Origin of the sequence: Pseudoalteromonas aliena (assembly GCF_038155085.1) — a bacterium.
In the GTDB taxonomy this organism is placed as follows: Bacteria; Pseudomonadota; Gammaproteobacteria; order Enterobacterales; family Alteromonadaceae; genus Pseudoalteromonas; species Pseudoalteromonas aliena_A.
The window spans coordinates 280925-306814 of sequence record NZ_JBAKAU010000001.1; the positions used below are offsets into that span (position 1 = coordinate 280925).

Annotated in this window: 19 protein-coding genes; 10 read left to right on the forward strand and 9 right to left on the reverse strand. The window is 37.5% G+C overall.

The window, feature by feature from the left end:
- Positions 1–263: 263 nt before the first annotated feature.
- The 3 genes from V6260_RS01335 to V6260_RS01345 form a co-directional block, all read right to left on the reverse strand.
- Positions 264–1526, reverse strand: a complete 1263-nt coding sequence (locus tag V6260_RS01335) for a valine--pyruvate transaminase (protein ID WP_341592207.1) — start codon at positions 1524–1526, stop codon at positions 264–266.
- 135 nt (positions 1527–1661) lie between these two features.
- A complete protein-coding gene (locus tag V6260_RS01340) occupies positions 1662–2321 on the reverse strand; it encodes a glutathione S-transferase (protein ID WP_341592208.1) in 660 nt (219 codons plus the stop codon).
- A gap of 33 nt (positions 2322–2354) precedes the next feature.
- Positions 2355–4646: a peptidase U32 family protein gene (locus tag V6260_RS01345; RefSeq protein WP_341592210.1), complete on the reverse strand. Its 2292-nt coding sequence runs from the start codon at positions 4644–4646 to the stop codon at positions 2355–2357.
- 296 nt (positions 4647–4942) lie between these two features.
- On the opposite strand from V6260_RS01345, the gene V6260_RS01350 reads away from it, so the two are divergent.
- A complete protein-coding gene (locus V6260_RS01350) occupies positions 4943–5965 on the forward strand; it encodes an endonuclease/exonuclease/phosphatase family protein (RefSeq protein ID WP_341592577.1) in 1023 nt (340 codons plus the stop codon).
- A 3-nt stretch (positions 5966–5968) separates the two neighbouring features.
- Here the strand turns inward: V6260_RS01350 and V6260_RS01355 are convergent, their stop codons facing one another.
- The 3 genes from V6260_RS01355 to V6260_RS01365 all read right to left on the reverse strand — a co-directional run bounded on the left by V6260_RS01355 (position 5969) and on the right by V6260_RS01365 (position 9262).
- Entirely contained in the window at positions 5969–6697 is a 729-nt protein-coding gene (locus V6260_RS01355; protein WP_341592212.1) for a response regulator transcription factor, read from the reverse strand.
- Between the two features lie 14 nt (positions 6698–6711).
- Positions 6712–7812, reverse strand: coding sequence for a sensor histidine kinase (locus tag V6260_RS01360; protein ID WP_341592214.1), 1101 nt, complete (start codon positions 7810–7812; stop codon positions 6712–6714).
- A gap of 88 nt (positions 7813–7900) precedes the next feature.
- Positions 7901–9262, reverse strand: a complete 1362-nt coding sequence (locus tag V6260_RS01365; protein WP_341592216.1) for an alpha/beta hydrolase family protein — start codon at positions 9260–9262, stop codon at positions 7901–7903.
- 1030 nt (positions 9263–10292) lie between these two features.
- Between V6260_RS01365 and V6260_RS01370 the strand changes: the two genes are divergently transcribed.
- From V6260_RS01370 to V6260_RS01385, 4 genes are all read left to right on the forward strand, one after another.
- Positions 10293–11297 carry an HlyD family secretion protein gene (locus V6260_RS01370; protein ID WP_341592218.1) on the forward strand — a complete coding sequence of 335 codons (1005 nt, stop codon included), beginning with the start codon at positions 10293–10295 and terminating at the stop codon, positions 11295–11297.
- Positions 11297–14086 carry a ribosome-associated ATPase/putative transporter RbbA gene (rbbA, locus tag V6260_RS01375; protein WP_341592220.1) on the forward strand — a complete coding sequence of 930 codons (2790 nt, stop codon included), beginning with the start codon at positions 11297–11299 and terminating at the stop codon, positions 14084–14086. Before V6260_RS01370 ends, rbbA begins: the two co-directional genes overlap by 1 nt.
- A 2-nt stretch (positions 14087–14088) precedes the next feature.
- Positions 14089–15210, forward strand: coding sequence for an ABC transporter permease (locus V6260_RS01380; RefSeq protein ID WP_341592222.1), 1122 nt, complete (start codon positions 14089–14091; stop codon positions 15208–15210).
- Positions 15211–15365: 155 nt separating this feature from the next.
- Positions 15366–15785, forward strand: a complete 420-nt coding sequence (locus V6260_RS01385) for an MAPEG family protein (protein ID WP_341592224.1) — start codon at positions 15366–15368, stop codon at positions 15783–15785.
- A gap of 726 nt (positions 15786–16511) precedes the next feature.
- Here the strand turns inward: V6260_RS01385 and V6260_RS01390 are convergent.
- From V6260_RS01390 to V6260_RS01400, 3 genes are all read right to left on the reverse strand, one after another.
- Positions 16512–17786: an Ig-like domain-containing protein gene (locus V6260_RS01390; RefSeq protein ID WP_341592225.1), complete on the reverse strand. Its 1275-nt coding sequence runs from the start codon at positions 17784–17786 to the stop codon at positions 16512–16514.
- 35 nt (positions 17787–17821) lie between these two features.
- Positions 17822–18334, reverse strand: coding sequence for an outer membrane beta-barrel protein (locus tag V6260_RS01395; RefSeq protein WP_341592226.1), 513 nt, complete (start codon positions 18332–18334; stop codon positions 17822–17824).
- Positions 18335–18524: 190 nt separating this feature from the next.
- Positions 18525–19541: a LacI family DNA-binding transcriptional regulator gene (locus tag V6260_RS01400; RefSeq protein WP_341592227.1), complete on the reverse strand. Its 1017-nt coding sequence runs from the start codon at positions 19539–19541 to the stop codon at positions 18525–18527.
- Positions 19542–19831: 290 nt separating this feature from the next.
- Here V6260_RS01400 and glk point away from each other — a divergent pair, with 290 nt between their 5' ends.
- From glk to gap, 5 genes are all read left to right on the forward strand, one after another.
- Positions 19832–20824 carry a glucokinase gene (gene glk, locus V6260_RS01405; protein WP_341592229.1) on the forward strand — a complete coding sequence of 331 codons (993 nt, stop codon included), beginning with the start codon at positions 19832–19834 and terminating at the stop codon, positions 20822–20824.
- A gap of 37 nt (positions 20825–20861) precedes the next feature.
- On the forward strand, positions 20862–21875 hold the full coding sequence (locus V6260_RS01410) for a LacI family DNA-binding transcriptional regulator (protein ID WP_341592232.1): 1014 nt from the start codon (positions 20862–20864) through the stop codon (positions 21873–21875).
- A 330-nt stretch (positions 21876–22205) separates the two neighbouring features.
- A complete protein-coding gene (gene edd, locus V6260_RS01415) occupies positions 22206–24056 on the forward strand; it encodes a phosphogluconate dehydratase (protein ID WP_341592233.1) in 1851 nt (616 codons plus the stop codon).
- A 33-nt stretch (positions 24057–24089) separates the two neighbouring features.
- On the forward strand, positions 24090–24710 hold the full coding sequence (eda, locus tag V6260_RS01420; RefSeq protein ID WP_002959756.1) for a bifunctional 4-hydroxy-2-oxoglutarate aldolase/2-dehydro-3-deoxy-phosphogluconate aldolase: 621 nt from the start codon (positions 24090–24092) through the stop codon (positions 24708–24710).
- 9 nt (positions 24711–24719) lie between these two features.
- On the forward strand, positions 24720–25724 hold the full coding sequence (gene gap, locus V6260_RS01425; protein ID WP_341592238.1) for a type I glyceraldehyde-3-phosphate dehydrogenase: 1005 nt from the start codon (positions 24720–24722) through the stop codon (positions 25722–25724).
- Positions 25725–25890 lie beyond the last annotated feature (166 nt).

Consider the following 25890-nt stretch of genomic DNA (forward strand, 5'->3'; position numbering starts at 1 on the left):
CTATTTAAAGTTACATCTTACGTTTAAAATCAATAATTATACGCGATGCCTGTTGTGTTAAAGCTGTCACTTACAGTAAGTGCCTTGTAGAAGTAGTCGCTCCTTGACGAGTTCTTTTTTATAAGCATATGTTAAAAAAGGGCGCGTAGGATACCAACTTGTATATAAATTTAAAGGGGATACAGTGCGTTTGCATGAATTTTAAACGAATATATAAGCGAGTCAAATGACTGATGCCGATATTAATATCGGCATCAGTATATTTACTTTATTAGGCTTTTAATCGCTTCTAAGCCTTTTTTTAGGGTATCTGCATCGGTAGCATAGTTAATACGGATACACTCGTGCTTGTGAGACCAATCATCGTCAATGCCGATAAAAAAGTTATGCCCAGGAATTACATACACGTCTTGCTCTTTAAGGTGTTGATACAACACCTCGCTTGTTATTTTTGCATCTTTAAACCACAGCCACATAAAAAATGCACCTTCAACTTTGTGCAAATAAACAGGCAGTTCGGCAAATACTTCATCAAACAACTCAATCGCTGTTTGAGCTTTGTTTTTATAAAAAGGCAGCACGGTGTTTTTACACAGAGGTAGTAGCTCGCCATCGTTAATTAAGCGCGTTACTAAGCTTGGGCCAATGGCATTAGGCGATAACACCATAGAGCCATTAACTCGGCCTATGGCTTTAATTATTTCGTTATTAGCAACCACAATACCTGTACGCAAGCCCGGCAAGCCAAGCTTTGAAAGCGACATGCATAATATAATGTTTGAGTTCCACGTTAGATTTGCATCGGTGTAAATACAGCCTGGAAATGGGTCGCCATAGGCGTTATCAATAATAAGGGGAATATTGTATTTGTGTGCAAGAGCGTCTAGGTGGCGTACTTCTTCATCGGTAATTACATTACCGGTTGGGTTGGTAGGGCGCGATACACACAGCGCGCTTATGTTGCTATCGTTGGCGAGTACTTTTTCAACCGCGTCAAAATCAATTATATATTTAAATTGCTTTGAGCCATTAGCGGTATTTAAAATTTCGATGTCGGGCTTTATTGCCACAAACATATCATCTGCTAAACCTTGATCGGCATAGCCTACGTACTCAGGCGCAAGTGGAAATAAAATCCTTTTGTGGCTGCCATCAGGCATTTTGCCCGCTAATATATTAAATAGCACAAAAAAGTTGGCTTGGCTGCCATTACCCAGCGCTACGTTATCGGCGGTTAATCCCCAAGCAAACTCGCTATTAAGTTGTTTGGCAAGGGCTGCCCTAAATTCATCGTTACCGGTTGGGCCATCGTATAAGCCAAACACTTGCGATACTTTATTACTGGCTACTAATTTTTGTAATTCATCTAAAAATACGGCATTAACATGTGGCACTTGTGCAGGGTTGCCACCGCCAAGCATCACAATGTTTGGGTTATTGCTGCTGTTTGCGCTGCCTAAATCTTCCATAAGCTGAGTAATGCCGTTGGGTTGTGTAAATTTAGTACCAAAGTTTGAGTAGTTCATAATGCATAGCGTTTGTTAATAATGGGGAGGGCAGTATAGCGTAAATATAGGGCTTAAATCCGATGATGAGAATAATTCAATGCTGAGATTTGCAGCTAGTTATAGTAATGTAATTCCTTATAAAAAAAGGCTAAGTTAAGACTTTTTAACGCCGTACAAAAACTCTTCGCCGCAGTCCATATACAAATCAAATTTGGCCATGACTTTGGTAAACATAGGGGCGTGTAAAAACTCGTTTAACCATGCGCGTACATGCGTGTATTCACTTTGTAAGTACCAATGTTTATCTACACGGGCAAACTGTCTAATAAATGGCAGCAGGGCATAATCGGCTAGACTTTTTTCATCGCCCATTAAGTATTTATGCGTGGTTAGTTTTGCTTCAAATTGCTTAATAAATTCTTCGCAGGCTTTTTGGTAATAAATTTGTGCCATGTCTTTTGTACGAGCATAAAATTTGTACTTTTCGAGCACGGGTTTAAATTGCGTATCGTTTAGCTTAATTAACTCAAGCATGCGCTCAAGTGCTAATGGGTCTTGAGTATGCAGTAAATTATGCGGATCGTTTTGCTTTAAAGCCCAGAGCATAATGTCTAGGCTTTCATCTATAACCTGATTATTCGGTAGTAATAAAACAGGCACCGTGCCTTTTGGCGATATTTGCAAAAGATGCGGTGGTTTATTTTTAGTTTTTATAGCGCGTAATAGCACGTGTTGCTCTGCCATTAAAATACCCATTCGTGCACGCATTGCGTATGGGCAGTGTTGTAATGAATATAATAATGGCAATGTCATGTTATTACTTACCTTAACTTAACTTAACTTAACTTAACTGTTTAGGCCTTCAACATATTGTTGACGTGTTTTTACTTTTACCATGTGATTTAACTGTTCAGCTGCTTGTGTTTGCCCGTTGATTAAATCTTGAAAATGCGCAAGTAACACGGCTTTATCCAGTTTTTCTTTATCGCCTGAGCCAATGTCGGTTAAATCAATCATAAATTCGTCAAATTTGTCGGCAAAGTCACTCACAATATCCATGTTTAAAAATTGCTCATGGTTGTAAATACTTGGGTAGCCGCCTTTTTGTTTATCAATAGCAAAGCTAATACCTTTAATATTGGTAACGGTGGTCTCTTTTTTACAGCTGAGCATACAGCTTGCGTCAATGCGTGGTTTTTTACATCCTACTGTTTGCTGGAAAAAACACTGTCGGCTAGTCATCATTAGTATTGGATGATAAATGCTGTACATCATTTTAAAATTGTTAGGGCGTTTAATATTACGCATTTGTGGTTTGTTTATTTCGTTTGAAATAAACGCGCCTTTTGCGTTTAAATCTTCTTTTAGTGTTAGTAACGCATAAGAGTTTGTGGTGTTTAACAACGGGCCTGCAATCCAATCAATACCCATTTGTACTGCTTTAAATGCAACGCCTGTGTTGTTACTAATAATAAGCTTAGGTTTTACAACCTCGAGCAAACGTACTGCTTCTTCAAAATCTTTACCAATTAACACCGCCGGAAACCACGGAATTAACTGTGGGTGCTCTAAAAATACATTAATGTATTTATCGTTATCGGTTCTAAAGCTCTCTGGTAATTTAAAGTAAACATCACCATCGGTTAAATCACATAGGTAAACGTCTTTTATGTCCGATATTAAAATAGAGAGTGTTGTTTTGTTATCGGCTTTAGGGTGGTTTACTAGTTTTGGCAGTTCAACAGGGGCGAGTACGTCTTTGCCTTCGTTTAATAAAAACGCGACTTGCTTCTTAATACGGGCAAGCTCTTTAAACGGAATGCTCAAGTTATCGGCTAAGTTTGAATAATCCATATTTTTAATTTCAAAATTGGCATTACTAAAGGTTTTAAAGCGTTTATCAATAGCTGCAATATCAACAACCGATTTATCGGCAGTTTGCATCATCATTTGCGATTGAACTTCAAAGCGCTGAGGTTGCAGAGCGCTTTGCTCTGCTAGGGTGTTGTCGTGTTTATCGTTTATTGTCAGTGTTACTGTAAATGGCTGGTTTAATTGGCCGCTAAACTCAAAGCGTAGTTCTCGCTTTGAAATATCTAAAAACTCAATTTTCTTTTTAACTAACGTATCAATGTCATTTTTTTCTGCGGCGAGATCTTGCTGTGCATCGTAAATTTGCACAACCGAAATCGCGTTACTTTTTTCGTTAGCATGATCAAAGCTATGGTCGCGCGGGTTGTCGGTAAACATGTTTTTTGTCATGTCACCTTGCAAAAACTTATTAGTAAAATTACGGTTAAATACTTTGTATAAGCTTGAATCGTCTTCAATTAAGTTACCTGTTTGTACAAAGGTATCTATTTGTTTGCGCCAGCTATCAATAACGGTATGTACGTAGTTAGCACCTTTAATGCGACCTTCTACTTTTAACGAGTCAACACCTGCGGCTACCAATTCCGGTAAATCAAAATAGGCTGAATTGTCTTTTAAGTTTAATGGATGTTTGTTACCCATGGCCGTTGGCTCGTATTCATCACGACATGCTTGTGAGCAACGACCACGGTTACCTGAGTTACCCACACTTACTGAGCTTGAATAACATTGCCCCGAAAACGCAATACACAATGCACCATGTACAAACACCTCGGTTAATACATCGCACTTGTGCGCTACATCGGTGAGTATTTTAATTTCAGTTAAGTTAAGCTCTCGCGATAAATTTACACGTGTAGCGCCAATGCGCGCTAAAAATTCAATTTGCGATTCGTTATGCGTGGTTAACTGAGTTGATGCGTGAATATGCAAAGTAGGAAAGTGCTTTTTAACGATATTAAACAACCCTAAATCTTGCACAATAATGCCATCGAGCGTGGTATTTACTAGCTGGTTAAGTAGCTTAAAGAGCGCGCCCATTTCGTGCTCTAATATAACTACATTTAGCGTTAAAAATATTTCACAGCCGTATTCATGGGCTAGGCGAAGTACGCCGTTAAGCTCATCAAACGAAAGATTAGACGCTCGGTTACGTGCATTAAAGGTATCTAATCCACAATAAACCGCATTAGCACCGGCTACAATGGCGGCTTTTACCGCGTTAACATCACCGCCTGGGGCTAATAGTTCAATCTTTCTACTCATTACAATGTCGCTTCGCTCATATTTAATTGCCGCGAATTTTATATGGTTAAGCACGTTAATGCTATTTATTGAGAGATATAATAAAGACTAAAATAAAAGAGTGTATAAAATTACAATTAAGCAGGCTGATTTATTCCGTAAACATGTAATAAAATGATAGTTTATAAGCCAGCAACACTTTCAACTTTACTTAGGCGAACCCCATCAGCAATCAAGATCTTAAACAGTTAGATACAGATTTAAACAGTGATGAATCTGGAATTATTAACACCCAACTAAAAATAGCCACATTTAACCTGTTTAACTATCTTGAGCCGCCCAATGCATATTATGAGTTTGAGAAAATTTATACCGCGCAGCAGTGGGCTAAAAAGCAGCGTTGGATTGTTGATTACTTAACAGAACATGCCCCTGATGTGATTGGTTTTCAGGAAGTGTTTAGTATTGACTCGTTAAAAGAGCTAGTGGGTGGGCAAGGTTATAATTACTTTGGAGTAGTTGATACGCCAGAGGTGATTGATGACTTTATTTATAAACGCCCCGTAGTGGCAATCGCCTCTAAATACCCCATAGTTGAAGTGGCGTCGGTTGAGCACGATAGCGAGCTTGCAAATGCGCTTGGCCTTAATAGTGAGTTTACCTTTAGTCGTAAAGTACTAAGAGCAACTATAACGCTGCCGCATATAGGCAATGTTGATTGTTACGTGGTGCATTTTAAATCTAAGCGCCCTATGATTAATGTTGATGAACACAACAAAGAGCTTACACCCGAGCAAAACATAATTGAAATTTTAAAAGCGAATGTAGCGGGTGGGTGGGGCTCAACTATTCAGCGTGGCAGTGAAGCTACATTACTAATGATACAAATGATTGCTCGTCGCGAAGCTACGCAACAACCCATGCTATTAATGGGGGACTTTAATAATGAACTTGCTGATGGCGTATTAAGCCATTTACTAACGAGTACGCTACGCTTTGCGCCTGCATTTGATGCTAAAACCTACCTCGCTAAATATTGTTTAAATGATTCATGGGATTTGTTTGTTAAGTCGCAGCAAATCAATGATGAGATTTCTAACAATGAAGTAATAACAAAACCAACACCGTTAAGAGTAGCAACACATTATTATGGTGCTAGTGGCTCAGTATTTGATTACATTTTATTATCGTGTGAGTTTGATACTAGTTACGATGACAGCTTTTTTGAAGTAAGTGACTACAGCACTTACAACAGGCATTTGATAAATCCCGAGTTCGAGCGTGATGATTTAAGTACCGATCATGGTATTGTATTAGTTACGCTTAAACTGAGGACGTAACAACTAAAGTGTAAGAGTTGATTTAAATAAACTCGTTTGACGCCTAGATACATCGACAATCACTCCGCTTGTCAGTGTTAGTTCTAAACCTCCAGAACTACATGGATTTATTGATTCGATTTTATTTAGCTGTACAATATTTTGACGACTGATTCTAAAAAATAAATCACAGGGCAATCTGGGCTCAATTTGTGCTAATGTCCTGTAAATCATTGGTTTTTTGTTTTCAAAATAAACTCGGGTGTAATTTCCCATCGCTTCAAAGCGCTCTACATCGGCAAGCTTAACTAACCAGCAATTGTGCCCGTCTTTAACAAAAAATTGGCTGTTCAGGGTCATAGTTGCATCAGGTATAGTTTGTTTTTCAATGGGTTTAGGTAGTGTTAATACCTCTATTTTTTTGCACGCATGCTCTAAGCGTTCTTTGGTGTAGGGTTTGAGTAAGTAATCAATAGCATTTTGTTCAAATGCTTTTAGCGCGTATTCTTCGAATGCTGTTGTAAATATTACAGTTGGCGGTTGTTCAAGTTTGGTTAAAAAGTCAAAGCCGCTGCCATCTGGTAAATCTATGTCCAAAAAAATAAGCTCGGGTTGGTATAATTTATAAACTTCTAGAGCTTGTTCAATGTTTTCTGCTTCAGCTACACATTCAATATAAGGTATATTTTTTAGTTGTGATTTCAGCTCTAATCGTGCCAGTCTGGAGTCTTCAATAATTATTGCTTTTATCATGGTGATCTCATTCATTATTTTAAGTATGAAGTAGTGTGTTTTATTTTTTGTAAAGGTAGCTTTATTTTTGCTAATACACCTAACTTAGAAGAGCTAAGTGTAAAACTACTTTTCTCTGCGAACACAAGTAAAAGGCGCTGTTTAATGTTATTTAGCCCAACAGAAGTTGAATTTTTTGTGTTAACAGGGGATAGCACACCACTGTTTTCTACACTTAGTAACCAATAGGTACCTACGATTTGGCTTGAAATAATTATAGTGCCACCGCTTTTTAGTTTACCTATACCGTGCTTGACTGCGTTCTCAATCAATAGCTGTAAAATCATAGGAGGAACTGCTAACTCTAAGGTTTCAGGATTGAGTTTGTATTCAACCTCTAATTTATCTTCGAATTGTAATTTATTAAGCGCTATATATTGTTTAACCACTTCGAGTTCGTTTGATAAGGGGATAAGTTTTTCTTTATCTATTTGCATTGTGTAACGCATTACTTCACTAAGATGGGCTAGCATATCTCGTGCTCTGTCAGAGTCTTCTAATATAAGTGCGCGTATATTGTTTATTGCGTTAAATATGAAATGTGGATTAATTTGGCTTAACAAAATATCAAGCTTGGCCGTTTTTAATGACTGTTCAAGTGTAACTTTATCGTTGTGTGTTTGCTTTAAAAGTTGTTGTTTTTTTACTATTGCATAAATCACAGACCAAACAAGTAATAGCAGCATAATTACAGGTGAGCTATATAAAATTTGTTGCCATAAGTCAGGCGTTACAGTTTGAAATATATAAGCTTGATTAGGGACTATAATGAGGGCATACAAAAATATAGCTGAAAATCCAGCAACGACAGAGCCCAATAATATATGCACAAGCCCAGAAAGACCGCTTTTATTGACCAAGTTATATTGGTAATACTTTCTTAGTGCACTGGTTGTAATTAACAAACATAATCCAAGTACTACAGAATTAATTAGCTCTGAGAAATGAAAATATACAAAATATTGCCGAGTAGCTAAATTTAATAAAGTGAATAACCCCCACCCAGTAATTTGAATCATCCAAAATAATGTGTTTGCTTGCGTGTTTTGTGTGTGGTGTTTTTTTAATATATTCATCTCTATTTTCTTTTTGATAAAATAAATAAGAGCTATAAGTAAAAAAGGCTTTAAATAATGTTAAAACCTTTTAGGTTGAACTAAGCAATTAGTTTAGCTCTTTTATCCATCGGCTTATATCGTCACTTACAGTTTCAGAAAAGGTTATATCAATTTTACTGTACTCTTCAGGTAAACCAGTTTTTGCTGGTTGAAATAAATGGTTCAACCCGTTATATATTTTTGTTGTAAGTTTATTTGGTTTAACTGACTGTTTAATTCCAGCTATGTTTTTTTCTGCAAGTACTTGAGAATCTAAACTACCATTTAATGCCAGTATGGGTATGTTTAATTTTGCTAGAAAATCTTTTGGTTCCGTTTTAACAAAATACTTAAACCATGGTGAGGTCATTTGAATAGCTTGTGCTTTAGCATTTTCACTAGGAATATTATATTTAATCAGTAATTCAGTTAGATCTTGCTCAGAAATGCCAGCCCTAACTTCACTTAATATATGTTTTTGTTGTGTGTTGTCCTCGTTAAGTTTATTTATTTCAAGCCCTCTAGATTTTTGTATGTAATATGACTGATCAATTATTATTTGCCCACCGTCAACTCCTGGTCCAGCTAAGCTTACAAAAAAATCAATTAGAGGGTTTTTAGCTGCAGCAATTGCACCTATTAGGCCACCTTCGCTATGCCCAATAAAACCAATTTTACTATTTTCAAACTTATGATGCTTTGATAAAAAGTCATAGGCGGCATTAGCATCACTTGCAAAGTCTTCACTTGTTGCAGTAGTAAAATTGCCAGTGGATTTTCCTACACCTCGATCGTCGTATCTTAATACGGCAATATTTTGTCTAGTTAGCTGATCCGCAAGTACTGCAAAAACCTTATGACCGAATACGTCAGCATCTCGAGTTGTTGGTCCTGAGCCAGAAAGTAAAATGACTACAGTGTTTATATTGCCAGTCTTTGGGTAAGTTAGTGTTCCATCTAGGTAATGTAAGCCATCAGGGTTTTTAAAGTTAACGTGCTCTATTGTGTATGGAACATTTTTTGATACATCTTGTGGTTTTTTCTCACGCTTAAAGATTTTTGTTACAGGAAATAAATCTAAAGGAGCCGAAAACCCACCTTGTGAATATAGTCCTGTAATTTTCTTATTACTTAACTGTCCAGAGTACTTCATATTTGCCATATCCATTGCCAAAGTAATTTTATTATTTTTAAATTCTACTTTATTAAACGTTAAACCAAATTGTTGTTGCTGAGGAATATCTATAGTGGCTTCTATATCCGTTTTTACATTATTAAAGTTAAAAACAACTTCCATTTTCTTATTTTCAGATATTTTTAGCTCGCCTGCCCAGCTGCCTTGAAGTGATTGGATATTACTAGCCTTTGTAATATGCGAATTAAATAATAGCGAAACCGCAATAAGTGGTAGTACAGATAATTTATTCATTATTTTTCCTTGTTGTTCTGAGTTTTAAAATCTGTAAATTACTTTAACGAAATAGATAACGTGTATATTTAATATTATTTAAACGGTCAATTAACTATGTGGATGGCAACTGTACTATTAGGCAAGATTACGAACTATACTTTGACTTAAAGGTATGATCTTATGCCTTTGTTTAAGGAGAATATTCTTAGCCGTTAGCAGCATTCCTTGAAATATAGGGCTGATTAGTCATGATTAATGCTATGGGATGTCAAAAATCAATTAATAAAATGGTGAATAGCCCCGAGTTCATCGCAGACCAGTTGGTTTAAGTCGGGTTACTTTAACTGATTGGTTTAAATTGCCATAGTAGTTCTCCTCATATTGAGTTGTTAAAACGTACTTTATTGAACAATATAACCGTTGATTGTCAAACCGACCTACCCATTCTCAGTTTGCATATTCAATTGCATCAAGAATAAGGTCTGTGTGCATTTTCGTTAATACACACCAATCTATGATGTTCCGTGAGAATCGGTCTTTCACAAAGGCTATGTAACCAAATCAGATCCTACTAGCGCATCCCAAAGAGAAGGGATACTCATGTTGTAGTAACAAGCTTAATTACACGTTCACGAAATTTTGATGTACAGCGATTTTATTTTTTCATAGCTTTAGTTTCTCAAGTTACAGAGACTCTTGTAAACACGGGGTATTCATAATCGAGCTGTTTTAATTTATTTTTGCGATCCAAAAAATTAACCGTTTTAGTAAGTTGTCACCTTTTTTGTAATCTTTATTATTGGGTGAATGTTTTTTGATCTGCATCATGCCTATAAATAATGAGAATGATAGATTATTAATAGGGATACTGACTATAAATTCATTAAAAATAATCTACTATCGTGAAAAAGGAAAGTAGAGTCATTCCTATAATATAGTTAACTCAGATAGTGATTTAACATCAAAAATAGTGTCGTATCAGCCTAATTTTATAAAATAAGCCATTACTAACTACATTTACCTACTTTTATTTATGGAGCTTTACCCCATGACGATTAAATCGACACTCAAATCTCTCAGTATAATCGCTGCTGTGGTCATATTGGGGGGAGGTGGTTGGTATGTTTGGCAAAATCAGCAATCTGCACTGCTATCTGAACAATTGCCAGAGAGCGTAGCTTATGGAAATGGTCGTATAGAAGCTACTGAATACGATATTGCAACAAAGCTGCCTGGTCGTTTAGTTGAAGTATTGGCCCAAGAAGGCGATATGGTTGAGGCCGGTCAAACTTTAGCAATTATTGATACCGATGATTTAAATGCGCAGCTGCGCGAAGCTAATGCAGGGTTACGTGTTGCAAAAGAGTCACGTAAGTATGCTTTGGCAATTGTAGAACAACACAAAAGTGAACTAACCTTTGTAGAAGCTGAATTAAGTCGCTCTGAAGCACTATTCAAACAAGGGCATATTTCAAAAGAAGTGGTAGATCAAAAACGGACCGCTTCGGCTACTGCACAAGCGGCTTTAAAAGCGGCTAGTGTAAAAGTAGTTCAGTCAGATGCTGAAATAGAGGCCGCACAAGCGCGTATTGAGCGCTTGGGAAGTAACATCGCAGATAGTACTCTTAAAGCCCCCATTAGTGGCCGAATATTATATCGGTTAGCTGAGCCCGCAGAGGTACTTGGTAGTGGTGGTAAGGTTTTTACGCTACTTGATCTAACTGATGTTTACATGAGCATTTATTTACCAACAGCACAAGCCGGTAAAGTAACAATAGGCTCTGAGGCGCGTATTATTATAGATGCGGTTTCGCAATATACATTACCAGCGAAAGTAACATTTGTGTCAGCGCAGGCACAATTTACACCTAAATCAGTTGAGACTCGAAACGAGCGAGACAAGCTGATGTTTAGGGTAAAAGTTAAGTTAGATGCACAATTATTAAAAGATCATATTGAGCAAGTAAAAACAGGTGTACCGGGACTTGCTTATGTTCTACTTGCGCCTGAGACTAATTGGCCTACGCAATTACAGGTAAGAGTGCCTGAATAATGGCTGATGTAAATAATAATGAAAAAGCTCAAAACGTTACTTGTGCTGTAAAGCTTATAAATGTTGTGCACCGATATGGTGATAACTTGGCGCTTGATAGTATTAATCTTGAATTACCTAAAGGAAGTATAGTTGGATTTATAGGGCCTGATGGGGTTGGGAAATCTAGCTTATTGGCTTTAATTGCGGGGGCACGTGCCGTGCAAGATGGGGAGGTTGAAGTTTTAGAAGGCAGTATGCGCAATAGCAATTTTAGGACTTCGGTTTCTCCCCGTATTGCGTATATGCCACAAGGCTTGGGTAAAAACCTATACCCAACACTTTCGGTTTTTGAAAATATAGATTTTTTTGGTCGCCTTTTTGGACAAGAAAAAAAAGAGCGTAAACAGCGAATCAAAAATTTATTAAAAAGTACAGGGCTAACCGAGTTTGCTGACCGACCTGCAGAAAAACTGTCAGGTGGGATGAAACAGAAACTTGGCTTATGTTGTGCTTTAATTCACGATCCCGAATTACTGATTTTAGATGAGCCAACAACTGGTGTGGACCCTCTTTCTCGTCGCCAGTTTTGGCAATTAATTGAACGTATTCGTCTTCAAAATAGGTGTATGAGCATACTGGTTGCTACTGCGTATATGGAAGAAGCTGATGACTTTGATTGGCTAGTTGCTATGGATGATGGCAAAGTAATTGGCACAGGCAGCCCACAAAATATCAAAATCCAAACAGGACGAAAATCACTTGATGAAGCGTTTATATCATTACTCCCCGATACTAAGCGACATGATCACCATACATTAGTAGTCCCCCCTCGAAAACAAAATACGAATAAAGCAGATATTGCCATAATGGCAACAGCGCTTACTAAAACATATGGTGATTTTACTGCAGTAAGTGATGTTAGCTTAAGTATTGAACGAGGTGAAATTTTTGGATTTTTAGGTTCAAATGGATGTGGTAAAACCACAACTATGAAAATGCTTACTGGGTTACAGCCTGCAACGAGTGGGGAAGCAAAGTTATTTGGTCAAACCGTAGATGCTAATAATATAGAAACTCGTAAACGTGTGGGTTTTATGTCGCAAGCGTTTTCACTTTATAGTGAACTCAGTGTTAGGCAAAATATGGAGTTACATGCGCGACTGTTTCATTTACCTGCTGATCAAATTAAGTCGCGAGTAAAAGAGCTAATTATGCGCTTTAACCTAAAAAAATACAGTGAGGACTTTCCTGCTGATTTACCTTTGGGGATTAGACAGCGCTTATCACTTGCTGTAGCTGTTGTGCATAACCCTGAAATGCTAATACTTGATGAACCTACATCAGGGGTAGACCCTGTTGCTCGCGATGATTTTTGGAAGTTACTTATTGAACTTTCACGTGAACAAAGCGTTACTATTTTTATTTCTACTCACTTTATGGATGAAGCGGCACGTTGCGATAGAATTTCATTAATGCATGCAGGTAAAGTTCTCGCAAGTGACACTCCCATTTCACTTTGTGAAAAACGAGGTGTAGATACACTTGAAGATGCATTTATTACTTACCTAGAAGAAGCGGCAATTGAACCTGTATTAGAGAAACCTGAAGTTGTATCAATGGGGAACAATACTGATACGATAATTAAAGCGCCTTTAATTGGTAAGAAAAAAACGAATCCAGCTTTTAGCTTATTACGATTATTAGGCTATGCACATCGTGAAAGCATCGAATTATGGCGCGATCCTATTCGATTAACTTTTGCATTGCTTGGCTCTATAATTCTAATGTTTATTTTGGGTTATGGCATTACCTTTGATGTGGAAGATTTGAGTTTTGCGGTAATGGATCAAGATCAAACGCCTGAAAGTCGTGATTATATTCAAAATATAGCTGGTTCACGCTACTTTGTTCAAAAAGCAGATATAACAAGCCCTACAGAACTCGATAAACGCATGCAAAGTGGTGAATTAAGTGTTGCAGTTGAAATTCCACCTAACTTTGGACGGAAAATAAAACGCGGACGCCAGCCCGAAATTGTAGTATGGATTGATGGGTCAATGCCGTTTAGGGCGGAAACCATAAATGGTTATATGACCAGCTCGTATTATAGTTATTTAACAGATCTATCATTGCGCACTTATGGTGTTGTGCCTAATTTAGTACCTGCGAATATAGAATCGCGCTATCGGTATAATCAGGATTTCAAAAGTATTGAAGCTATGGTACCTGCTGTTATTCCACTTTTATTGGTTTTCATACCTGCAATTCTAATGGCCCTTGGTGTAGTGCGTGAAAAAGAATTAGGTTCAATAACTAATTTATATGTTACGCCAGTTACTCGGCTTGAATTTATTATAGGTAAACAATTGCCTTATATTTTGGTCAGTATGGTGAGTTTTTTTGGCTTAGTTGCACTTGCTATAACGGTATTTGGTGTGCCGCTAAAGGGAAGTTTTTGGGCATTAAGTGTTGCGGCATTGCTATACGTTACAGCTACCACAGGTGTTGGGTTACTAATTTCAGCTTTTACAAAAACACAAATATCAGCTCTAGCTGCATCGACAATAGTTGTACTTATGATAGCCGTAAATTTTTGTGGTCTTATTGACCCAGTTTCATCACTTGATGGCATCAGTGCCATTATTGGAAAGCTATTCCCGACAACTTATTTTTTAGAAGCTTGCCGTGGTGTATTTAATAAAGCGCTGAATTTCTACGAATTATCAGCACAGCTTTTACCTTTACTTGCTTTTATACCGGTATTGACGTTAGCCAGTGTATTTTTACTTCCAAAGCAGGATAAATAATTATGCAGCGTCGAGGAAATATTTTTAATTTAGGTGTTAAAGAACTACGTAGTTTATGGCGTGATAAAGCGCTATTACTTTTTGTGTTCTTTGCTTTTACGGGGTTAATTTATGTTGTCTCTTCAGCAACATCTATAGAATTAAATAATGCACCAATAGCTGTTGTAGATGGTGACCAATCACAGCTATCTAAGCGCATAATAAATGCCTTTTATGGTCCTTATTTTAAAACACCAGATGTAATTTTGTTAACAAACGTTGACCCAACACTTGATAATGGTAGTTATACTTTTGTACTAAATATTCCGCCAGATTTTGAACGTGATGTACTCGCTAGTAAACAACCTACGTTACAAGTAAATATCGATGCAACCCGCATGTCTCAAGCATTTATTGGTGATAACTATATTCAAACAATTATAAGTGCTGAAATTAATGAGTTTGTAAAAGGTTATCGAACTACCTATACACTGCCGATAGAGCAATCATCACACATCTTATTTAATCCAAACAAAACGAGTGTGTGGTTTGGAAGTGTTATGGAATTAATGAACGTAATTACTATGATATCAATTATTTTAACAGGAGCGGCGGTTATACGGGAGCGAGAGCACGGCACGCTGGAGCATTTACTTGTTATGCCAATAACGCCATTTGAAATAGTAGTGTCTAAAATTTGGGCTAATGGTTTAGTAATTTTATTATTAACTACGTTTTCATTATTTATTGTTATTGAAGGGGTTCTACAAGTGCCTATTCATGGCTCTGCGACTTTATTTTTATTAGGTGCAGCAATTCACTTGTTTGCAACAACTTCATTAGGCATTTTACTTGGTACTCAGGCGCGTACTATGCCACAGCTTGGCTTATTGATGATTCTTATTTTATTACCATTACAAATGTTGTCGGGCGGCGTTACACCGCGTGAAAGCATGCCTGAAGTAGTGCAAAATATTATGTTGGCTGCACCCACAACTCACTTTGTAAAATTTGCTCAAGCTATTTTATATAGAGGGGCTGGCTGGGATGTAGTTTGGCCTTACTTTTTAACTTTACTTGCAATAGGTAGTGTATTTTTTATGTTTGCTCTAACACGCTTTCGTAAATCTGTTGCAATGAGTTAGTTGTACAATTGTAGTAAGAAATTTTTATAAAAATAAGGAGTTATTTACATTTACAATACCATGAAAATAAAAACCCTATTAAATTTCAATTGCTTAGCTTTGGCTTGTTTTTTGCTTTTGTAATATTAGTTAAAAATAAAATAAAGGATCTAATTGTGAGCGAAATTACATTATCTGCCTACTTGGCATTTTACCTATACTTAATTATGTTACTGGTACAGTGGGCAGTTGCTACGTTTAGTAAAGCTAAAGAACCTAATGCGGTACCGGGTAAAATTAGTGAAGACTTATCGCACAACAGCTTTATATTTAGGGCACATCGAACATTTCATAATACGCTTGAAAACAGCGCATTGTTTATAGGTACTGTGTTACTTGCATTTGTAATTAATTACCAAAGTCCTATTTTTTCAATGTGTATTTGGGTGTACTTAATAGCGCGTTTAATTCACATGGCTTTGTACTACGCTATAGCAACTGAAGATAACCCAAGCCCGCGTAGTTACTTCTTTTTAATCGGTGTACTTGCAAATATAGTTATGTTGGTAATGATAGGATTAAAATTAATTACTTAGAAATATAATTTATTTCTAGAAGTTTTAGCTTTTTATTTATTGAAGGTTACCTGATTAATGGTCGGTATTATACCAATCGGTAATAATGTTTAATCAATATGAGAGATTAAATCTAACGCTAACTGCGTTAAAAATTTCTGATATGAAACAATTCAATAACGAAAAATTTGCCTTGTTATCGACACTATTTTCTTACCTAAAATAGAACACTTAATTATGCTAATTGATATTAGGGCCTGTTGATTTTTCAATGTTAAATTTGCTGTAGTCAGTTTGGTATTTAGGCAAGGCAGAACCTATGTAGTGTGGCCATTCCCCATAGATGGACGATAACGCGGCATTAATGCCAAACAGGCGCTGCCGGAGGTTTTTCCTAGGGGTATTTACTCTTTATTGCTAACATGGATGTAGGTAAGGGGCGTGAGCACGAAGCGGAAGTTTTGCTCGGTTTTACTTAGCCCACTAGGTTACAAATCTCGCGCCGCAATTAAATAGTCCCCAGTTTGAACAGATTTTAATCCGCAAAGAACAACAACCCCTAGTAATTTAGAGGTTTTGATTAAATTTATGTCAATAAAATAAGTGTTTAAATAATGGAGATGGTGCATATAGTTTAATAAAATATTTAGACATAAAAAGGCTCCCCCAATTAGAATAGTCTAACTATGGGGGCAATTTATATACAGTGTTTGCTATTTTATAAGTATGACTAAATTAGCTTACTACTTATTCAATATTTATTTGAATACTAGAGACTATTCCATCGTAAGCTACTGAAACAATTGCTGTTCCATTATCATTGGAATTACTGGTTAATCTATATTTAGCTTCATCAGTACCCGGGTCAATTATTTCGGCACTAATAATGTTACTACTATTTAAACTCCAGTTGGCAAATTCTGTCACATTTAAAGTAGAAGGGGTCGTTGTATACTTTGCTGTTAAAGTAAGATCAATCGTTTTTAGTGGCTCTAAAGTAAGAGTGCTTTCACCATCATTAATCTCGATGGAGTCTAATGTTGTATCACCAGTTACTTCTAATGTGGTAATTTTTTGTTTTCCGCCACATGTCGCTATAAGTTGGGTCACGCCAGGCTTCAAAGTGAACAGGGTTCCTTTATTCTCATCTGTTGTTGTAATACCTGCTGAATCTTCATTTAATATTGACCACGTGACATTATTGTCAATATCGAAAGGAGACTCATTGTTTAATAAACTAGCTTGAGCATTAAGCTGAACGCGTGTGCCAATATCAAGTGTAATTGTATCAGTTGATACATCATCAATTAGAATATCGATACTGTCTAAGTTCATGGGGCTAGCAGTAACTGCTAACTGATCTGTTATATTTCCAATCTTTGCAGTAATAGTTGTATTCTCAATCTCTGCTGCCGAGGTGTATAAAATACCTTTTGAATCAATAGTTGCGGTTGTTAAATCGTCTAAAGAAAAACTCATATCTTTTATTGTATTTAAAGATACATAACCGTCAACATAACTAACATCACCATTAATTTTTGCATCAATACAAGTATTAATGTGATCAGTTTCTGGTGAAGCTTGCTTTAATTGAATACTTGCAACTGCCGCATCACTTATTGATATTTCGCCTTCACCTTCGATACCATTAATAGTTGTACCAGTAATAGTAACTATGCCTTGATTAGCGGAAGAATTAGCTACTGCGGTTACTAGTCCATTACTATTAACTGTTGCAACGTCGGTATTGCTTGAGGTCCAAGTTAGCTCGTTTGTTATATCTCTTGTCTCACCGTTACTATCAATACCCGTAGCACTAAGTTGATACTGTTCGCCTACTCGTAAGCGTGTTTGATTGTCAACGATTGTAACTGATTCTATGATGGTTCCTTCTGAGCGTAATTTTTCTAATTTTATTGCTTTAACTAATTCAGAAGAGTCCGTATCAGAACCACAGCCAACAACACCTGCTAATAACACTGCAATAATTGATAATCGTGGAAGAGTGTATAATTTTGCCATTGTATGAGAATACCTTTTCTATAATAAGCGAACGATTAAAATTGGTATGTTAAACCAAGTGAAATAGCCGTAATTTTTATATCATCTTTATTATATAACGATTGATAACCAAGTCTTACGTGGGTATTTTTAATATAAGGAATATCTTGATGAACAGCTAAACCCCAAGCGAATCCTTTGTATTGAAAATCATCGTTTATGGTCTCAGTTGGGCCTGAAACATTGATGTCATTTATTGCATAGCCTACTGATACATCTAGTCCAAAACCATTAACTACGTCAGACTGCATAACAAAAAATAGCGCTGTACTTTTTTTTAAATCAAACTCTACTTGATAAATATTATCAGTATCATTAGAAAATAAATATTGAGCTTCAAAGGCCATATTATTATTGCTTACCCCTAAGCGTAATGCTGTTGCTTTAGGCTTTACATCTTCGTTACTAACTTCAATATTGCTAGATATGTAATCTGCGCCAATATAGACTGAGTCAGCAAAACATTGTGAAGAGGTTGCAAGTAATAATAACGATAATATTTTTTCCATAAACTTGTCTTATAGTCCATATCTTATTTGGGAACATTGATGGTATATAAGCGGCTATAAATAAGCAAGATAACAAAAAAGTTTAGCTATTTTGTGCAACTCGAGGCTAATTTATAGCCTTTTAAAGAGCGATATGATGAGGGTAGATACATTTTAATAAAATGAGCATTACACACTGAAATAGCTTCGGTTAACTTGATTTTCTAGCGATTAATACCGGTGGTAGTAGAGTACTTTGTACTTTTTCTTCGCGAATTAATTTTAACAGGTTTTCAACCAGCATCTGACCTGCAATAGTTGTATTTTGCTCTATTGTCGTCAGTGGTGGATTTACATAACTTGCAATAGCAATATTATCAAAACCTACGACGGCGACATCCTTAGGCACGTTGATATTGGCTTCTTTTAAAGCACGTATTGCGCCAATGGCAATTAAGTCACTTGCAGCAAATAGGGCGTTAAACTTAATATTATTAGCAATTAGAGAACGTGTTGCATGATAGCCTGATTCTTCGGTAGAGATAGCGTTTGCCATTTTACGCTCATTAATGGCGACATTACTAGCGAGTAGTTCATCCTTAAAACCCTGAAATCGACTAAAGAATTCAGGACTGTGATCAGATGCATCACCAATAAAAGCACAATCTGTTCTATTATGAGCTATAAAGTGCTCAGCAGCTAGCTTACCGCCACTGTAGTTGTCACAACAAACGGTTAAATCAGGGCGGTTATCTACGGTTGCACCCCAACATACAAACTTAGTATTTTGATCAAGTAATGTTTTAAACTTTGGTTGGTAATCAATGTAATCGCCATAACCGAGTAAAATAATCCCGTCAGCTCTATGGCTATCTTCGTAGTCTGCTTGCCAATTAGCACTCGCCGATTGAAATGATACTAATAAATCGTAGCCTTCTTTAGCGCAAGCACGGGTAATGCTACCAAGCATTGCTAAAAAGAAAGGATTTATTTGTGATTCGTCAGAAGTAGGATCTTCAAATAACAGTAGTGCAAGCGTACTACTTTGTTGAGTACGCAGATTGCTTGCATTTTTATCAACTTTATAATTAAGTTTTTTAGCAATGTCATGAACACGTTTGCGTGTTTCTTCATTAACAAGGTGGCTGTTACGTAAAGCGCGAGATACAGTTGATTGAGATACCCCTGCATAGTGGGCAATGTCAAACGAGGTAGCTTTACCTTTCATTGTTAAAACTTAATTTAATTGATAAATAATTGTGTTATTTTCGTTTATTAATGAATAATTTCAAGCTTTTTATGAATTAACGTATATTTTTATTGATAAAGTGCTGACACCGGTGTCATAATGTAAATGTTTTATCATTTTGTTGTCAAAACGTATTCGCTGTCTATATCTCTATAGGTAGCATTTTTTACCGTGATAGCTGCTTTGAGGTGATAGCTCAAAGTATAAATAACAACGGTTCGCTGTTGTAGAATAATAAGCATTAGTCGCTTAACAAAAGAGATAATACTATGAGTCCAAACGCTTCTTCCCAATTTGCTCCTATCTTAGTTGCTGATGTTGGCGGCACAAATGCCCGTTTTGCTTTAATAACAGCTTTTAATGAGCATAATAACCAATTTGTTATAAAGCACATTAATATTTTTCCGAGTGCTAACTTTGGGTCACTTGAAAGTGCGCTGGAGCAATATTTACAAGCAGTACCTCACATTACACCTAAACGCGCATGTTTGGCTGTTGCAGGCCCTATAAAAGCAGGGCAAGTACATCTAACTAATTTAGGTTGGCATTTTAGCGTTAGTGAGTTCAAAGATCATTTTGGGCTAAATCAGCTAGAAGTAATTAATGATTTTGCTGCTTTTGCTTACGCGGCCCCTTATTTAGACCCTGTGCAAAATGTAGTCGTTAAATCAGGTCAAGCTGATGACAATGCGAACATTGGTGTTATAGGTCCTGGTACCGGATTTGGTGCAGCATGCTTAGTAAGAACATCCCAGTCTACAGCGGTGTTAAGCTCAGAAGGGGGACATATTTCACTTGCTCCTGTTAATGAACTCGATACTTTGTTATTAAATGAATTACGCAAAGAACATCCCCATGTTTCTATCGAAACAGTTTTTTCAGGCCCTGGCATAACGCATTTATACAAAGCAATGTCTGCGGTTAAGGGCGTAACAGCTAAAAATTTAGATGCCGCACAAATTAGCAGCCTAGCTAATAGCGGTGAGTGCGAAGTATGTGATGCAACGCTTAATCAATTTTGTGATTGGATTGGCAGTGTGGCTGGTGATTTAGCTGTTGTATATGGCGCGCTGGGTGGTTTATTTATTGGTGGGGGAATTTTACCTCGTATGCAGGCTAGGCTTCTAGAAAGTCGTTTTGTTGAACGATTTTCGCAAAAAGGTATTATGTCGCAGTACGCGGGGCAAATCCCTGTAACACTTGTAACACAAGATAACATACCTCTTATTGGTGCTGCTGCGTGTTTACACAATAGCAACTAGGATTTTAGCCGTGTTGGTTGTATTGGATAATGGATAGATGAAAAAAGTAACCATAAATAGTGTAGCGAGCCATGCTGGGGTCTCTAAAAAAACTGTTTCTCGAGTTTTAAATAATGAGCCCAATGTAAGCGCCTCCACTCGTGAGAAGGTGCTCGCGGTTTTTAAAGAACTTGATTACACTCCAAACCCTATCGCGCGCGGTCTTGCGCAAAATCGTAGTTTCATTATTGGGTGCCTTTATGATAACCCAAGTAAAAGTTATATAACGCGTGTACAAACCGGCGCACTTGCGGCTTGTAAAGAAAATAATTACAATTTATTAATTCACCCATGCGAGTTTCGAGGTGAAGAGCTTATTAATAATGTAGACCAGCTTTTGCAAACGTCGCGTTTAGATGGCATTGTACTTACTCCCCCTTTTGGTGATTTTCCTGAGTTAGCTGATTTTTTAAAATCTAAAAATATTCCTTACGCTAGAGTTGCTTCAGCGGTGCTCCAAGATGACTCTATCTCGGTACGTAGCAACGATGAGCAGGGGGCATTTGAAATTACCGAGCATTTAATCAAGCTGGGTCACAAATCTATTGCGTTTATTAAGGGGCACCCCGATCATAGCGCCACGCAACAGCGATTTAAGGGTTATAGACGTTCACTTTCAAGTCATGGAATCGAGTTTGATGAGCGTTTAGTAGAGGAGGGTAACTTCAGTTACCATTCTGGTGTCGACAGTGCGCGAAGTATCTTAGATTTATCCCCTAGGCCAACAGCCGTATTTGCCTCAAACGATTACATGGCGGCAGCGGTATTAAAATTAGCTACCCAGCGTCAATTAAAAGTGCCTGATGACATTTCAATAGCTGGTTTTGATAATGCACCTATTGCGCGTCATATCTGGCCTGGTTTAACTACAATCGCACAGCCTGTTGAAGAAATGACTAAACAAGCAGTTACACAACTTATATTACATATATCTCAACCACAAGAGCAACCATATCAAATTACGCTGGAATCACAATTAATTACACGAGAATCTACCTCTGCCGTAAAGTAACTCTTTAATGATTCCATAAAAGCCTGAGTATATAAATGATGCTCAGGCTTTTTTAATTTAAAACTTGCTAAAAACTATCTTCTGCATAAAAATTGATAAGGTCATTATTTGTCCATATAAAAATTTTAGACTATTTTTGTTACTCAGGGTTGACACCGGTGTCAGTGCTATGAGTTAATACAGTGACACCGGTGTCAGGGTTGTTGTGAGAGGCTCCCTGGTAGCGTACCTTTGAACGGGTTAATCAAAGATGCTCAGTACAGTTATTTACGTGGAGTCTGTAGTTGCTACTGAGCCTTTATCCTCTAACTAATAGAGATGAGTTAAATTATGTTACACCCTCGTATTCAAGAAGTTACCCAACGCGTTATAGAACGCAGTAAACAAACCCGTCAAGACTATTTAGATCGTATTTCCCACGCAAAAAAACAAACAAGAGTTCGTGCCGGTTTAGGTTGCGGAAATATAGCCCATGTTATGGCTGCATGTAGCAGTGATGACAAAGCGCGCTTAAAGGCTGATGAACAGCCAAATCTTGCTATTATCAACTCATATAACGATATGTTATCGGCTCATGTGCCATACAAAGATTACCCAGATTTAATTAAAGACATTGCAACAAAATACGACGCTACAGCGCAAGTTGCGGGTGGCGTTCCGGCAATGTGTGATGGTGTTACGCAAGGGCGTGACGGCATGGAACTTTCACTTTTTTCTCGCGATGTAATTGCTATGTCCACAGCAATTTCTCTTTCGCACGATGTGTTTGATGGTGTTTTTTGCTTAGGTGTTTGTGACAAAATTGTCCCTGGTTTATTAATTGGTGCACTGTCGTTTGGTCATTTACCTGTGTTCTTTTTACCAGCAGGTCCAATGCAATCAGGTATTCCTAACAAAGAAAAAGCACGTATTCGACAAAAATTTGCACAAGGCTTAGTAAGCCGTGAAGATTTATTAGAAGCTGAAAGTGCATCTTATCACAGCGCAGGTACGTGTACGTTCTACGGTACTGCCAATTCAAACCAAATGTTAATGGAAATAATGGGCTTACACCTTCCTGGTAGCTCGTTTATTAATCCTTATACTGAGCTTCGCGATGGATTAACAGGTAATGCTGTGGAAACCATGCTTAAGCAGCTTACTGATGATAAAGAAAGTCCATGTTTAGCAGATGTGATCAGCGAAAAAACCATTATTAATGGTTTAGTTGGTTTGCTTTCTACAGGTGGTTCTACTAACCATGCAATTCATATTGTTGCGATAGCAAAAGCTGCCGGCATTCAGGTTACGTGGAAAGATATGTCTGATTTATCAGAAGTTGTACCACTGCTTACACGTATCTACCCTAACGGCTCAGCTGATGTAAACCACTTTCAAGCAGCAGGCGGTATGGGTTTCTTGATGCGAGAGCTAGCAAGTGCTGGTTACTTACACACAGACGTTAAAACAATGTTAGGTGACGGCCTTGCACCTTACATGACAGAGCCACGTCTTGATAAAGATGATAACGTGATCATGAGCGACTCAACCGGCCCAACTAAAGTTAAATGGGTAGATTGCCCAACAAACTCACACGATGAAGAAGTACTTCGCCCAGTGAGTAACCCATTTAGTAAGCAAGGTGGTTTGCAACTTCTAACAGGCAACTTAGGTAAAGCTGTTATCAAAGTGTCAGCTGTTGCTGAAGAACATCAAACCGTTACTGCTCCTGCAAAAGTATTTAGTTCACAAAGTGCTCTGCAAGATGCATACACCCGTGGTGAATTAAACCAAGACTTTATTGCCGTGCTAAAAGAGCAAGGCCCTAAAGCGAAAGGTATGCCAGAGCTACATAAGTTAACGCCAGTAATGGCAACGCTTCAAGATGAAGGCTTTAAAGTAGCCATTGTTACTGACGGTCGTATGTCGGGTGCATCGGGTAAAGTACCTGCTGCTATTCACTTAGCACCAGAGGCAGTAGAAGGCGGCATTATTGCTAAAATCCGAGAAGGTGATTTAGTAACGCTTGATGCACCTAACGGAATATTAAAAGTACACGTTAGTGACGAAGAACTTGCTAAGCGTGAAGCGGAACTTAGCCTGCCAAGTGCAACATTTGGTACAGGTCGCGAATTATTTACTGGATTTAGAAATATCGTAAGCAGTGCCGATTTAGGCGCGAGTGCTTTTGGACTTGAATAAATATTAGCCATATTGGGTAATGAGGAACAAGTAATGAGTATTGAAAAAATCTTAGCATCGGCACCTGTAGTGCCAGTGGTTGTAATCGAAAAATTAGAAGATGCAGCACCACTTGCAAGAGCGTTATATAACGGTGGCTTAAAAGCCTTAGAAATAACACTACGTACACCTATTGCTGCAGAAGCTGTAAAGCTGATGAAAGCAGAAGTACCTGAAGCCTATGTTGGTACTGGTACGGTAGTAGATAAAGCAAGTTTTGATCTTTCGGTTGCCGCAGGTGCAGATTTTATGGTGAGTCCAGGTGTGAGCGATGAGCTTATTGCGTTGGCTAAAACATCAGATATACCATTTTTACCAGGCGCTGCAACGGCAAGTGAAGTTATGCAACTTGCATCGCACGGTTTTAAGTATTTAAAATTCTTCCCTGCAGAAGCTGCAGGTGGAACAGCCATGCTTAAATCAATCGGTGGCCCATTACCACATATTACTTTTTGCCCAACTGGCGGCATTAGCCTAGCAACTGCTCCTAACTATTTAGCGCTTAACAACGTTATTTGTGTTGGTGGTACGTGGATGTTAGATAAACAACTAATTGAAAATAAAGACTGGCAAGCAATTGAAGCGCTTGCTCGCCAAGCAAGTGAACTTAAATAGGAGTCTAAAATGATTAATGTAGCAATAAACGGTTACGGCCGTATCGGTAGAAATGTATTACGTGCACTTTATGAGTCAGCTCAAAACAGCGAAATTAAAATTGTAGCAATTAATGATTTAGCATCAGCTAACGTTAATGCACATTTAACGCAGTATGACTCAGTTCATGGCCAATTTTCTAAAAAAGTAACACTTGAAAACAACACTATGCTAATTGGTGATGACGTAATTACATTAACGCAAGAGCGTGACCCTGCGAACTTACCGTGGAAAGAGCTAAATGTAGACATCGTTTTAGAATGTACTGGTTTTTTCACTAAACGTGATGACGCTGCTAAACATATTACTGCAGGCGCTAAAAAAGTAATCGTATCTGCTCCAGGAACTGGTTTGGATGCAACTGTAGTGCATGGTGTAAACAGCGATGTAATTAATGCTGATAGCAATATCATTTCTAACGCATCTTGTACTACTAACTGTTTAGCACCAATTGCAAAAGCAATTAACGACACAGTAGGTATTGAACAAGGTAGCATGACGACTATTCACGCTTATACAAACGATCAAAACTTATCTGACGTTTATCACCCAGATTTATACCGTGCACGTAGTGCAACTCAATCTATGATCCCAACTAAAACAGGTGCTGCTGCAGCTGTTGGTTTAGTATTGCCAGAACTTGCAGGTAAATTAGATGGTATGTCGGTACGTGTACCTACAATCAATGTTTCTTTAGTAGATTTTACGTTTATCACCAAACGCGATACTACAGCTGAAGAAATCAACGAAGTAATGAAAGCTGCAGCAACAGGTTCAATGAAAGAAATCTTAGAATACAACGAGCTTCCGCTTGTTTCTATTGATTTTAATCACAACCCAGCGTCGTCTATCTTTGATGCAACTCAAACTAAAGCCAATGGTAAACTAGTTAAAGTAATGGCTTGGTACGATAACGAATGGGGTTTCTCAAACCGCATGTTAGACCAAGTTAAAGCATTAGGTCGGTACTTATAATTGACCTTGTAAAAGTTTAGCTTTATCCAACCAAGCCACGCATTGCGTGGCTTTTTTGTGTTTAATTTACCTGTATATTTGCAACTCAGATTATGAAGTGAGCTATTTGTATTTTTTATACCCTAAATTTTGTTAATATGTGGGTGTGTAAATCAATGGAATTTCG